Source organism: Bradyrhizobium sp. Pa8 (assembly GCF_052588265.1).
Map to the genome: position 1 here is coordinate 4,471,875 of NZ_CP176767.1, position 13,633 is coordinate 4,485,507.

Below are 13,633 nucleotides of genomic sequence, written 5' to 3' on the forward strand. Positions count from 1 at the left end.
CCCTAGTTTGGCCACAGCGGGCGCTTTATAAAAATGCCGCAGGGGGTTCCGGAATCGGCGAGAATCCCGTTCGGCAAGCGTCTTGGGTCCGGCACTGATGTAATTGAGTAGGCCGGTGAATTCGCGACGTGGAGTTGGCGCCTGTTTTGGGTGCCTTGAGCTGATCCAGAGTTTGAACGGATAAACATATAATGCGCTTGCTGGTGCGGTTCATGGGCTTCCTGTTCGCCGCGGGAACGGTGGTGTTCCTTGTCGGTGTCGGAGCCGTGGCAGGCCTGATCTGGCATTTCTCCAAGGACTTGCCCGACTACTCTCAGCTTCAGGACTACGAGCCGCCGGTGATGACCCGCGTGCACGCGGTCGACGGCTCGCTGCTCGGCGAATACGCCAAGGAGCGGCGCTTGTACCTGCCGATCCAGGCGGTGCCGAAGCTCGTGATCAACGCCTTCCTCGCCGCCGAGGACAAGAATTTCTACGAGCATGGCGGCATCGACTACACCGGCATGGCGCGCGCCGGCGTGCTCTTCATCCAGAACTACGGCTCCAATCGCCGTCCGCAGGGTGCTTCCACGATCACCCAGCAGGTTGCCAAGAACTTCCTTCTGACCAACGAGGTCTCCTTCGCCCGCAAGATCAAGGAAGCCTTGCTGGCGATGCGCATCGAGAAGACCTACTCGAAGGACAAGATCCTCGAGCTGTATCTGAACGAGATCTATCTCGGCCTCGGCGCCTATGGCATCGCGGCCGCTTCGCTGGTGTATTTCGACAAGTCGGTGAACGAGCTGACGGTCGCGGAAGCGTCCTATCTCGCCGCGCTGCCGAAGATGCCCGCGACGCTGCATCCGGTGCGCAACCGCGACCGCGCCATCGAGCGCCGCAACTACGTGGTCGACCGTCTGCTGGAGAACGGCTGGATCAAGCAGGCCGACGCCGACAAGGCGCGCAAGGAGCCGCTGGCCGTCACCAGCCGTTCCAACGGCGCCCACACCTTCGCCGGCGAATATTTCGCCGAGGAAGTCCGCCGCGACATCTTCGAGCGCTACGGCGAGAAGAAGCTTTACGAAGGCGGTCTGTCCGTCCGCACCACGCTCGATCCGAAGATCCAGGTCATGGCGCGCAAGGCCATGGTGGCCGGCCTCGTGAATTATGACGAGCAGCAGGGCTATCGCGGCGCCATGAGCAAGCTCGATATTTCGGGCGATTGGGGCGTGAAGCTCGCCGAGATCAAGTCGCTGTCCGACATCTCGCCATGGCGCATGGCGGTGGTGCTGGAGACCAGCGACCAGTCCGCGCGCATCGGCTTCCAGCCGAACCGCGAGCTCGGCGGCGCCATCAGCAAGCAGCGCGAGACCGGCATCGTCACGGTCGACGGCGTACGCTGGGCGAGGGCGGCCCAGGGCAATGCCAAGGGCAAGACCCCGACGTCGGTGGCGCAGGTGTTGCAGCCGGGCGACGTGATCTATGCCGATCCGCTCTACACCAAGGAGGGACAGCCGGTCGAGGGCCAGTATCGCCTGCGCCAGATCCCCGAAGTGTCCGGCGCGATGGTGGCGATGGATCCCTGGACGGGCCGCGTGCTCGCGATGGTCGGCGGCTTCTCGTTCGACCAGAGCCAGTTTAACCGCGCCACGCAGGCCTACCGGCAGCCGGGTTCGTCGTTCAAGCCGATCGTCTATTCGGCCGCGCTCGACAACGGCTATACGCCCTCGACCGTGGTGCTCGACGCTCCGATCGAGATCGACCAGGGCCAGGGCGCCGGCGTGTGGCGGCCCGAAAACTTCTCGTCCGGCAAATTCCAGGGACCGGTGACGCTGCGCAACGCGCTGCGGCAGTCGCTCAACACCGTGACCGTGCGCCTCGCACAGGACATCGGCATGCCCCTGATCGGCGAATATGCGCGCCGCTTCGGCGTCTATGACGAATTGCCGAACTATCTGTCCTACGCGCTCGGCGCCGGCGAGACCACGGCGATGCGCATGGTCACGGCCTATTCGATGCTCGCCAATGGCGGTCGCCGGGTGAAGCCGACCTTGATCGACCGTATCCAGGACCGTTACGGCCGCACCATCTTCAAGCACGACCAGCGCGAATGCCGCGGCTGCGACGCGCCGGGCGGCTGGAAGAACCAGGCCGAGCCGCAGCTGATCGACCGCCGCGAGCAGGTGCTGGATTCCATGACCGCCTATCAGATCACCGAGCTGATGGAAGGCGTGGTCCAGGCCGGTACCGCAACCGTGGTCAAGGAGGTCGGCAAGCCGATCGCCGGCAAGACCGGCACCACCAACGAGGCCAAGGACGCCTGGTTCGTCGGCTTCTCGCCCGACGTCGCCGTCGCGATCTATATGGGCTACGACAAGCCGCGCGCGCTGGGTAGGGGCAACGCCGCGACCGGCGGCCATCTGGCCGCGCCCATCGCGCGCGACTTCCTCAAGCTCGCGCTCGCCGATAAGCCCGCGGTTCCGTTCAAGGTGCCGGCCGGCATCAAGCTCGTGCGCGTCGTCTCCAAGACCGGCATGCGCGCCGGCCCCGGCGAGACCGGCGGAACCATCCTCGAAGCCTTCAAGCCGGGCACGGCGCCGCCGGACAATTATTCGGTGATCGGCGTCGCCGATGCCGACGGGCGCGGCGGCGTGCCGGCGTCGCAGCAGCAGCAGCCGGATTCCGGCTTCTTCATGCGGCCGGGCACCGGCGGGCTGTACTAGCGGATAAGACAGACGATGGCGGTTCCGGCGGTTGCGCTTTGCGGCCGCCGCCGCTACATCCCAGCTCCAATGCACGCGGGATTCCGCGAGATCAGAGAACAACATGCGCGCCGAAATCGAACGGTTGGTAGAAGAGATCAAGCAGTCAGTCGGGCTGCTGAGGAGGCATCTTTGACGTCGAGAAATCGACGGCGCGCCTCGCTGAGCTGAACAAGCTCGCAGAAGATCCCAATCTCTGGAACGATCCCCAGAAAGCCCAGAAGCTGATGCAGGAGCGCACCTCGCTTGAGGATTCGCTCTCGGGCATCGGCAAGGTCGAGCAGGAGCTCGAAGACGACATCGGCATGATCGAGCTCGGCGAGGCCGAGGGCGATGCCGGCGTCGTCACTGAGGCTGAAACCGCGCTGAAGAACCTCAAGAAGGAAGTCGCACGGCGCGAGCTCGAAGCGCTGCTGTCAGGCGAGGCCGATCGTTTCGATTCCTATCTTGAAGTCCATGCCGGCGCCGGCGGCACCGAAAGCCAGGACTGGGCGCAGATGCTCTTGCGCATGTACACGCGCTGGGCCGAGACGCACGGCTTCAAGGTCGAATTCCTCGAGGAGTCCGAGGGCGAAGAGGCCGGCATCAAGTCCGCGACGATCCAGGTCTCGGGCCACAACGCCTATGGGTGGCTGAAGACGGAGGCCGGCGTGCACCGGCTGGTGCGCATCTCGCCGTTCGATTCCAACGCGCGCCGGCACACCTCTTTTTCGAGCGTGCAGGTGTTCCCCGTCATCGACGACAGCATCAAGATCGACATCAAGGAATCCGATGTCCGCGTCGACACCATGCGCTCGGGCGGCGCCGGCGGCCAGCACGTCAACAAGACCGAATCCGCGGTGCGCCTGACGCATATTCCGACCGGCGTTGCCGTGGTCTGTCAGGCCGGCCGCTCCCAGCACAAGAACCGGGCGCAGGCCTGGGACATGCTGCGCGCGCGGCTTTACGAGATCGAGCTGAAGAAGCGCGAGGAGAAAGCCGCCGCCGACCAGGCCGCCAAGACCGATATCGGCTGGGGTCACCAGATCCGCTCCTACGTGCTGCAGCCCTACCAGATGGTGAAGGATTTGCGCACCGGCGTGCAGACGTCCGACACATCGGGCGTGCTGAACGGCGAGCTCGACGACTTCATGGCCGCAACCCTGGCGCAGCGCGCCTTCGGCACCACCGGAGCCGACATCGAGGACGTCGACTGATGTCCCGCGTCGCCTTCATCGGATTGGGGCGGATGGGCCACGGCATGGCCGGCCGCTATCTCGATGCCGGCTTCACGGTGACGCTGTGGAATCGCAGCAAGGCAAAAGCGGACGACCTGATCGCGCGCGGTGCGCATTGGGCGACGTCGCCTGAGGACGCAGCGATCGATGCCGATGCGGTCGTGACCATGGTCGCCGATGACGAAGCCTCGCGCGCGGTCTGGCTCGGGCCTCAGGGCGCGGCCAAGACGGCGAAGGCCGGCACCATCGCGATCGAGTGCTCCACTGTCTCCTATGACCACGCCCGCGAGATGGGCCGCGAGCTCAACGCGCGCGGGCTGATCTACATCGACTGCCCGGTGACGGGATTGCCCGATGCGGCAGCTGCCGGAAAGCTGACGCTGCTCGCAGGCGCCGATGCGGCCGACCTCGAACGCGCCCGGCCTTATCTCGAACCGATCGGCTCGACCATCCGCCATTTCGGCGCGGTCGGCTCCGGCACCGTCTACAAGCTCATCAACAATCTCCTGGGGGCGATCCAGATCGCGGGCCTTGCCGAAGGCCTCGCCATCGCCGAACAGGCCGGGCTCGACATGAATCTGGTGCTGGAATCGATCCAGGCCGGCGTCGCCGCCAGCCCGCAGGTGCAGCGTCATTCCAAGCGCATGGTTGCCCGCGATTTCAGCGGCGCGACGTTTACGGCGGCGCTGCGGCACAAGGATGCTGCCTACGCCGTGAAGCTCGCCGAAAGCCTGCTGGCCGACAAGCCGCTGGTCTCGCGCGCTGCGGTCGAGTCCTATGCGCAGGCCAAGGCCGCAATGCCCGACGACGATGAGGGCAAGATGATCGAGCTGGTGTCGCGGCCGAAGAAGCCGACCTAGCCGGGCGCATCACATGGGGCAGCCTCGTTCGGAACGTGGTCTCGGCATTGCCCTCGTCGTCGCTGCCGCAATTGCCTGGAGCACCGCGCCGTTCTTCACGCGCCTGTTGCCGTTCGATCCCTGGACCATCCTGTTCTGGCGCGGCCTGTTCGCGGGCAGCCTGATCACCGTGTTTCTCGTCGCGATGCAGGGCCGCGCCGCGCTGTGGCAATTGGTCGTGCCGGGGAGGGGCGGCCTGCTCGTCGCGTCCTTGTCCGCGCTCGGCATGGTCTCGTTCATTCCAGCGCTTCAGATGACCAAGGTCATGAACGTGGCGGTGCTGAGCGCCACCCAGCCCTTCGTCGCGGCTGCGCTGGCGTGGCTGTGGCTCGGCGAAGCCGCGACGTGGCGTACGCTGACCGCGAGCCTGATCGCCTTTGCCGGCGTGGTGATCACGGTCGGCGGCGTTCAGGCCGGCGCCGATCTCGGCGGCGTCGCGCTGAGCTGCCTGATGGTGCTCGCCATCTCCGCCATGACCGTCGTGGTCCGGCGCCATCGCGAGACCTCGATGGTGGCCGCGGCAGCACTGTCGAACTTCGTGGGAAGCCTCGTCAGCCTTCCCTTCGCCCACGACATCGCCCGTGTCGGTGGCAACGGCCTTGCGATCCTCGCGATGTTCGGCTGCCTCCAGGTCGCGCTCGGCCTGACCTTCTACATGCTCGGCTCACGCTTGCTGCCATCAGGACAGGCTTCCCTGGTCGCGACGCTGGAAACGCCGCTGATGCCGTTCTGGATCTGGGTCGCTTTTCGCGAGCTGCCCGCCGTGCATGCGCTCATTGGCGGCGCGCTGGTGATTGGAGCGGTGATCGCCGATATTGCCGGTGACGCTCGCTCGCGGCGCCCCTCCTGAGCAACGTTGTCGGAAATCGGGTGGCGGGCTTTCTCGCGCCGTCCTAGGCGGCAGGCTCGGCCGCCGAGGTGAAACACATGTCCCCGAACGATAACAGGATCGACGCGCGAGACTGGTCGCTGCTCGCGGTGCTCTCGGTTCTCTGGGGCGGATCGTTCTTCTTCAATGGCGCGGCGCTGCGGGAATTGCCGCCGCTGACGCTGGTGTTCCTGCGCGTCGCGCTTGGGGCGGCCATTCTGCTGCCGTTGCTGTGGATGCAGGGGATCGGCTTGCCCAAGGGAGTGACGGGCTGGAAGCCGTTCGTTGCGATCGGGCTGCTCAACAACGTCATCCCGTTCTCGCTGATTGTGCTCGGGCAGACTTTCATCCCGAGCGGACTGGCCTCGATCCTGAACGCGACCACGCCGCTATTCACGGTGATGGTGATGGCTGCGGCCGGCGAAGAGGCCTTGCAGATGCGGCGGGTGGCCGGCGTGGCGCTCGGCCTCGCGGGTGTGATCATCCTGCGCGGATGGGGCATCGAGACGCGGCCGGGGCAGGGGCTCGGCATCCTGCTCTGCCTCGGCGGCGCGTTCAGCTATGGCTTTGCGGCGCTGGCCGCGCGGCGGTTGCTGAAGGACTCAGCTCCGCTGGGAACGGCGACGTTTCAGCTGATGGCATCGACGGTGATGATGGCGATCGTTGCCGGCGCAATGGAGCAGCCGTGGCATCTTTCGATGCCGGGCCTGACGACCTGGCTCGCGGTGCTTGGCCTTGCCGCCCTGTCGACGGCGCTCGCCTACATCGTCTTCTTTCATATCCTGCGGCGTTCGGGTGCGACCAATGTGATGCTGGTGACGCTGCTCATTCCCGTCACCGCCATCCTGCTGGGATGGCTGGTGCTGGGTGAGCCGATCTCCGCGCGCGAGATCGCGGGCGCCATCGTCATCGGCAGCGCGCTGCTCGTGATCGACGGACGCGTACTGAACCTGCTGCGGCGCGGGGTGTAAGTTCCGAGTCCGTCGTTTCACGGCGCGGAAAATCGCGGCGCTTGCCAGCGGCGAACGGCCTTGCGACACTCTCCGCAAAACAAGACTACAAAACATAGGGGAGAGAACGATGCCGGGTCGTCGCGAAAACCTTGCTGCCCTCGCCATTCTTGCTGCCGGCGTGCTCGTCACGGCACCGGCCTTGGCGCAGAAGAAATACGATCCCGGAGCCACCGACACCGAAGTCAAGATCGGCAACATCATGCCCTATAGCGGGCCGGCATCGTCCTATGGCGTCATCGGCAAGACCGAGGCCGCCTATTTCAGGATGATCAACGACCAGGGCGGCATCAACGGACGCAAGATCAATTTCATCAGCTATGACGATGCCTATTCGCCGCCGAAGGCGATCGAGCAGGCGCGCAAGCTGGTCGAAAGCGACGAGGTGCTGCTGATCTTCCAGCCGCTCGGCACGCCCTCGAACTCCGCGATCATGAAATACATGAACGCCAAGAAGGTGCCGCAGCTGTTCGTGGCGTCCGGCGGCACCAAGTTCGGCGACCCCAAGAACTTCCCGTGGACCATGGGTTTCCAGCCGAACTACCAGAGCGAGGGGCGGATCTACGCAAAATACATTCGCGATCACTTCCCCAACAGCAAGATCGCCGTGTTCTGGCAGAACGACGACGCCGGCAAGGACCAGTTCAAGGGCCTGAAGGACGGGCTCGGCGACAAGGCGGCTATGATCATCACCGACAAATCCTATGAGGTCAGCGATCCCTCGATCGACTCGCAGATCGTGGCGCTGCATGACTCGGGCGCTGACATTTTCTTCTCATGGGCCGCCCCGAAGGGCTCGGCGCAGGCGATCCGCAAGGTCGGCGAGCTCGGCTGGAAGCCAAAATTCTTCCTCGCCAATACAGCGACTTCCATCGCCTCGGTGCTGAAGCCTGCCGGGCTCGACTATGCCAAGGACATCATCTCGACAGCCTATCTGAAGGACCCGACCGATCCGACCTGGGACAAGGATCCAGCCGTGATCAAATGGCGCGCCTTCATGGACAAATATTACCCCGATGGCGACAAGGCAAATGCCAACAACCTCTATGGCTATGTGCAGGCCGAGGCGATGGCGCAGGTGCTGAAGCAGTGCGGCGACAATCTCACGCGTGAGAACGCGATGAAGCAGGCCACCAGCCTGAAGGACTTTCACACCGATCTGATGCTGCCCGGCATCATGGTCAACACCTCACCCGACGACTACTTCCCGATCGAGCAGATGCAGTTGATGCGCTTCAACGGAGAGGCCTGGGAGCTGTTCGGCGACGTGATCACCGGCGAAGTCGGCCACGAGCGTAGTCAATAGTCAGGGTTGGCGGCCTTCGCTTTCAGCACCATGCCGCCGGCGACGCCGACGCCCATCACATACATCCACCCCGCGTGGAAGTCGAACAAATGCGAGTTCAGAAGCGAGCTCGCGATGTTCTGTACGACGGCCACGAGCCCGATCCAGGCCGCAAGGCCTTCGTCCAGTAACAGGCGAAGGTGGGCGATCCACATGGCGTAGAGCAGGACGACGCCGAGTGCGCCCCATTGCATCGCGACATTGAGGGTCTGGTTGTGGGGATTGCTGACGATCTCCGCATCGAGGCTGCTTCCACCGGTGGCGGCGCGCTCGAACTGGCGCTTGATCGACCCGGTGCCGTGACCGGTCAGGGGCGCCTCGGCAAAGGCGTGAAGCGCCTTGCGCCAATAGGTCAGGCGTTGGGCGGTCGAGGCTCGGCTGATGTCCTCATGGCCGTGGCGGTATTCCACGGCGATGTCCGCAATGCGGTGGCGCAGATAGGGCGAGGTTGTCCAGGCCAGCGCGCTCGCGGCTATCGTGCCTGCGAGCAGGACCAGCGCCGCGCGCCGGCTCAAATGCCTCCAGGCGAGCAATCCGAGCAGCACCGCGATGCACAGCAGCGCCGTGCGGGCGGAGGCGACGAACACCATGTTGGTGGCGAACAGCAGGATCAATGCCAGACAGATGGCTGTCGCGACCACGTTTCCGCGGTGCCAGAAAGTCAACGCCGGCAGCGCGAGCGCAAAGGCGCACAGCGTGAATTCCTGGCTCTGGTCGATGTAGTTCTTGACGGGAACGCCGGCCGACGCGGTCGCGGTGAGTTTCCAGGCGGGATCGTGCAGCACGATCCAGGAATAGACTGCAAGCAGCGTGCAGGACGCGAGAAAGCCAAGGAAAACCCAGAAACCGCGTTCGGATCGGCTGAAGTGATAGAGCAGTGCTGGAATGAGCACGAGCTTTGCGACCGGCTTGATCGCATGCAGCCGATCGGCCCACGCGCCGTCCGACCAGAGCGTGCCGAGAAGCGCGAGCAGCAGGAAGGCAATGGGCAGGGCGAACGCAGGCCGTGCGAGCTGGCGTCCATAGTCGCGCCAGTCGATGGTCGGCGTCACCACCAGCAGCCAGAGCCCGACGAAGATCGAAGGCGCTGTGGTCGACCAGGGCAGCGACGCCGCGATCAGCACAGCGAGCACATCGGCGGCCCCGATCAGAGCGGGCGATTGGCCCATGGCTTGCCATCGGGCGCGCAAAGCCTGCCGACCGGCCGGGCCGGAGGATGCCGCGGTTTCAGCAGTCATGTGCAACGATGCCTATTGCGCGGCGGCCAGGCTTTCCCGGGGCATCTCATGCCCGAGGAAGTCGCGCGCCTGGGTCTCGTAGCCGAAGCGCTCGGCGAGTTCGTGTCGCCTCGCGCGGATGCGGCCGCGGCATTCCTCCTGCCGCGTCAGCACGCGGGTGATTGAAGCTGCGATCGCATCGGTCGAGAAGGGGTCGAAATAGTCGGCGAGCTCGCCCGCGACCTCACGGAACACCGCGATATCGGAGCACAACACCGGCGTGTTCGCGGCCAGCGCCTCGATGATCGGTATGCCGAAGCCTTCGGCCAGGCTCGGCATGATCAGCCCGTGCGCCTCCGCGATCATGGCGGCCTTTTCGTGCTCGTCGACATAGCCGGCGAAGCGGACATTCTGCGGCAGGTTGCGCATCCGGCTGATCTGGCCCGCATGACCGATCACCACGAGATCGGCCTGAGGGACGTTGCGGAAGGCACGAATGACGGTGGCGACGTTCTTGCGCGGCTCGTTCGACACGATGATGACGAAGTTCGGCCGCCCCGGACGCCCCGACAGGGCTGGGAGGTGGAGGACATCCGGGGCGTCGAACCGGGTGCGGGGATACACGACCCGCGCCGGCAGGTGCGCAAATTGCGGCAACAGTTCCCTGAACCGCATCATGCTATAGTTTGAAACGAAGGCGAGCTCGTCAGCCTGGCGCAGGCTGGTGCCGATCCGCGCCAGGAACTGCCGCGTGGCGATGTCGCTGAGCTTGAGGTCGGTGAGCGGCAGCAAATCGTGGACGACGCAGATCACCTTGGCGTTTGGCTTGCGCCTGATCGCGACCCGCGTCGGGGTGTCCACAACGATGAGATCATAGTCACGCGCGTCGATCCGCGGCGGCGGCAGCAGGAAGAAGGCCGAGGAGTCCTGATAGTTGAAGAATCCGGGCTCGAGCTGGAATTCGCTGAACAGTTCGAGATGGCGCATATCTGGCGGAATGTATTCGAGCGCGGCGGTCCGGTTCTCGATCAGCCGGGCTTGCAGGCCAAGCAGGCCGATCGCGCGCAGGAGGCAGAGGATATTGTCCCGCGACAGCAGCATGGTGGCCTTGCGGCGGAGCCAGTCGAACCTGCGACGCGCGCCGCTGAGCATCACGGGCCCGCTCACGTTGACCTCGTCGAGGAAGCGATAAAGAGCGAGCAGCTCGATGTTGCGCGACTGCGTCGGAAACAGCTTCGTGCGTCGCTCGCGCCGACATAGCTTGCGGTAACGCTTCGAGGTTTCCACCAGCAAGGTGAGTTCGTGGCCTTCCGACGCGAGCGAACGTACCAATTCGCGGGTGAAGTGGAAGATGCCGCGCTTGTGATTGGGTTGTCCGAGCGACTCGGACACGACCAGGATGTTTTGTTTCATGCGCGTTTCTCGCGGAGTTCAAAGGCGTGCGTGGCGGGCGGCTCGACCGCGATGGTCGAGGCGATGCGGCCGTGATCGAGGTTAATGATGCTGGAGCAGGTGCGGCGCAGCAGCGGCAGGTCGTGCGAGGCGATGATCACGATCGCCGCCTGCGAGACCAGGTTTTGCAGCCGTCTCTCGGCCTTCTCCGCAAAATGCTCGTCGACGACGCTGAGCCATTCGTCGAGCAGCAGGATGTCGGCCGGGAAAGCGGTCGCGGTCGCGAACAACACCCGCATCAGCATGCCCGAGGAGAACATCCGCAGGGGCAAGCGCTGCATGCGCGCTTCGAGCTCGGTGAAAGCCCAGATCTCGTCGATCACGCTACGTGTGGGCTTGCGACCGCTGATCCGCAGCAGCAGCGCGATGTTGTCCTCCGCCACGAAGTCCAGATTGACCCCGGCGTTCAGGCCGAGCAGGGGCACGACGTTGCCCCGGACCGTGACGCGGCCACTGCTCGGCGGATAGACACCGGCGATGAGGCGCAGCAGCGTCGACTTGCCGGAGCCGTTGGGCCCGGCAAGCCCGATACGGGCGCCGGCTTCGGCCTCGATCGAGATGTTGTCGACGGCGCGGATGATCCGCATCTCGCCCGGTTCGCGGATGAGGTGGCCGAGCAGCCGCCGCTTCAGCGAGAAGTCGTAGGCGCCGTAGAGCGGATAATCGAGACAGACGTTTTGCAGGCTGATCGAGACCATGCGTCAAATCCAGAATGCGGCTTTGCGCAGGTGGACCAGCGTCAGCACGCTCGCAAAGATCAGCAGCGCCAGCGTGATGAGGACGTAGACGATGCTGGCGGGATCGATATGGCCGCCTGCAAGTGGCTCGCGCCACACCGCGAACAGATGGGTCAGCGGATTGAGCCGCATCACCGTCGAGCGGTGATTGATCATCTCGGCGGACCAGATCACGGGCGAGGCGAGGAAGGCGAGCATCAGCGTGGATTCGATGATCGGCTTGAGGTCGCGATAGCGCGTTGCCGTCGCGCCGAGAACGAGGCTCAAGGCGAAGGTGCAGGCTATGAACAGCAGCAGGCCGGGCAGCGCCGCCAGCGCGTGAGAGAGGTCGTGGGGCGAGAGGATCAGCCACAGCGCCAGCGGCACGCAGGCGTTATGCAGCGCGAACAGCGCCTGGCGGAAGGTGCATTGCAGCAGGAAGATCACCGGCGGCAGCGCCCGGTCGCGGATCAGGCTTGCGGAATTCTGAAGCGCCGTGGTCGCATCGAGCACGACGCTGTTGAGGAAGGTCCAGGCCGTCATCGACAGCGCCAGCATCGGCAGGCGCGCCAACATGTCGGCGTTCGACATCTGGCCGATCACCGAGCCCAATACTGCGACCACGATCGCCATCTGAAGCGACATCCAGAACGGGCCGAGCAGCGAACGCACGTAGCGGTGGCGCATGTCCGACCAGGCCAGTGCCGCCGCGATCCGGACGGTGTCCAGCCAGCCGGTCGCCTGCGGTGGCTCGGCGGCGGTTGCGGGTTCCTTGCACGACGCGGTGACGGCGTCGCGGTAGACGGCCTGCATGCCCTCCCTGAAGGCTGGGGCGGAATAGCGGGTGAGGGCGCGCGTCCGGGCTGACAGTCCCATGCGGCGGCGGCGCTCGGGATCGCTGATCAGTGTGTCGATGGCATCGCCGAGCTTTTCGGCATCGCCCGGCGGCACCGTGATCGCCTCCATGCCGTGGCGGGCGACGCGCGGCACCGCGGTGTCGAGCGCCGTGTTCACGACAGGGCGGCCGGCGGCCATGGCCTCGAGCTGGACCAGGCCAAAGGTCTCGGCATTGGTGACCGACGGCATGACGAAGACGTCGGACAGGCACATCAGCTTGATGCGCTCGCTGTCGTTCACCGAACCAAGCAGGCGGACGCGGTCGCCGAGGCCGAGCTCGCGGATCAGTTGCTCCAGCCGCGGCCGCTCGGTGCCTTCGCCGATGATCCAGACCTCGAACCTGCGGTTGACGGCGGCGCGGATCAGGACGTCGAAGCCCTTGTAGGGCACGAGCCGGCCGCAGGCGAGCACGAGCCGGCCGCGATCGTTCACGTGGTGCGGCTCGATCTTGGGCCAGTCGTATCCCGAGGTGTCGATGCCGAACGGCACGACGTGGCATTTGTCGACGAATTCCCGCAGCAACGGCGTGTTCTCGATCAGCGCGTGGTCCGAGACGATGATCGCTTTCGCCCCGCGCAGTGTCCGCCGCATCAACGGTTCGATGAACCAGCGCAGGCCGGCATGGGTGACGATGTCGGCATGCCAGTGCACCACCAGCGGCCGTTGGACGCCGAAGCCGAAGGCGAAAACGAGGTCGGCGAGCGGGAAGGGGGCATGGAGCGCGAGCAAATCGTGCTCGGCGATCTTGCGCCAGAGCCGCCAGGGATAGGTGGGCGCGGCGGGAAGCGACAGGAGATTGCCGAAAGAGCGGACGCGCTCGACCGGCACGTCATTGACGACGATCTCGCGCCGCTCGGCCGATTGCGAGCAGACCAGCACGGCGGAGGCGAAGCTGTCCTTCAGGCTCGCGCAGATGTCGCGGATCACCGTCAGCGTGCCGCCGAACAGGTCGGGATAATAGATCTTGAAGATGTGCAGCACCGACGGGCGGTGCGGAGTTTCGCTGGTGTGATGCATGATGGTGTCAGCCTGCGAGAAGGGCCGCGACGAACGGTGCGGTCAGCACCGAGATGAAGATCACGCCGCGCAGCAGCGCCGGCAGCATCGGCTCGATTGCACCGTGTCTCCAGTCAGGAGCCGGCACAGCACGCAGTGAGTTGGAATTGCGGACCAAGCGGTCAGCCATGGGTGTGAGTCCCTTTACGTCGCGCCCTCAGTGGCGTTTCGTGTACGTGGGAAAATTTACCACGTCAACCGCAAAGTGGGAAAAA

The 13,633-nt window shown here is 65.0% G+C and carries 11 protein-coding genes; 6 read left to right on the top strand and 5 right to left on the bottom strand.

Annotated elements, in window-relative coordinates; translation table 11 throughout:
* Nucleotides 1-191: 191 nt before the first annotated feature.
* The 6 genes from ACKWRH_RS20260 (at nt 192) to ACKWRH_RS20285 (ending at nt 8,041) form a co-directional block, all read left to right on the top strand.
* Nucleotides 192-2,702: a penicillin-binding protein 1A gene (locus tag ACKWRH_RS20260; protein WP_445222032.1), complete on the top strand. Its 2,511-nt coding sequence runs from the start codon at nt 192-194 to the stop codon at nt 2,700-2,702.
* A 103-nt stretch (nt 2,703-2,805) separates the two neighbouring features.
* Nucleotides 2,806-3,937, top strand: a protein-coding gene (gene prfB, locus ACKWRH_RS20265; protein WP_445222033.1) for a peptide chain release factor 2 whose coding sequence is annotated in 2 segments (ribosomal slippage) — nt 2,806-2,874 and nt 2,876-3,937 — 1,131 coding nt in all. Because the reading frame shifts where the segments join, the coding sequence is not laid out codon by codon here.
* Complete coding sequence (locus ACKWRH_RS20270; RefSeq protein ID WP_212107514.1) at nt 3,937-4,818, top strand: NAD(P)-dependent oxidoreductase; 882 nt, start codon at nt 3,937-3,939, stop codon at nt 4,816-4,818. The genes prfB and ACKWRH_RS20270 overlap by 1 nt, the downstream gene beginning before the upstream one ends.
* Nucleotides 4,819-4,831: 13 nt before the next feature.
* Nucleotides 4,832-5,707, top strand: coding sequence for a DMT family transporter (locus ACKWRH_RS20275; RefSeq protein ID WP_445222034.1), 876 nt, complete (start codon nt 4,832-4,834; stop codon nt 5,705-5,707).
* A 77-nt stretch (nt 5,708-5,784) separates the two neighbouring features.
* Nucleotides 5,785-6,696: a DMT family transporter gene (locus tag ACKWRH_RS20280; protein ID WP_445222035.1), complete on the top strand. Its 912-nt coding sequence runs from the start codon at nt 5,785-5,787 to the stop codon at nt 6,694-6,696.
* 109 nt (nt 6,697-6,805) lie between these two features.
* Nucleotides 6,806-8,041 carry an ABC transporter substrate-binding protein gene (locus ACKWRH_RS20285; RefSeq protein WP_445222036.1) on the top strand — a complete coding sequence of 412 codons (1,236 nt, stop codon included), beginning with the start codon at nt 6,806-6,808 and terminating at the stop codon, nt 8,039-8,041.
* On the opposite strand, the gene ACKWRH_RS20290 is transcribed toward ACKWRH_RS20285, so the two are convergent.
* From ACKWRH_RS20290 to ACKWRH_RS20310, 5 genes are all read right to left on the bottom strand, one after another.
* Nucleotides 8,035-9,249, bottom strand: coding sequence for an O-antigen ligase family protein (locus ACKWRH_RS20290; RefSeq protein ID WP_445222037.1), 1,215 nt, complete (start codon nt 9,247-9,249; stop codon nt 8,035-8,037). The genes ACKWRH_RS20285 and ACKWRH_RS20290 overlap by 7 nt on opposite strands.
* Nucleotides 9,250-9,330: 81 nt before the next feature.
* Nucleotides 9,331-10,710: a glycosyltransferase family 4 protein gene (locus ACKWRH_RS20295; protein WP_445222038.1), complete on the bottom strand. Its 1,380-nt coding sequence runs from the start codon at nt 10,708-10,710 to the stop codon at nt 9,331-9,333.
* Nucleotides 10,707-11,447, bottom strand: a complete 741-nt coding sequence (locus tag ACKWRH_RS20300) for an ABC transporter ATP-binding protein (RefSeq protein ID WP_445222039.1) — start codon at nt 11,445-11,447, stop codon at nt 10,707-10,709. The genes ACKWRH_RS20295 and ACKWRH_RS20300 overlap by 4 nt, the downstream gene beginning before the upstream one ends.
* Nucleotides 11,448-11,450: 3 nt before the next feature.
* Complete coding sequence (locus tag ACKWRH_RS20305; RefSeq protein ID WP_445222040.1) at nt 11,451-13,379, bottom strand: glycosyltransferase; 1,929 nt, start codon at nt 13,377-13,379, stop codon at nt 11,451-11,453.
* 7 nt (nt 13,380-13,386) lie between these two features.
* Complete coding sequence (locus ACKWRH_RS20310; RefSeq protein ID WP_445222041.1) at nt 13,387-13,548, bottom strand: hypothetical protein; 162 nt, start codon at nt 13,546-13,548, stop codon at nt 13,387-13,389.
* Nucleotides 13,549-13,633 lie beyond the last annotated feature (85 nt).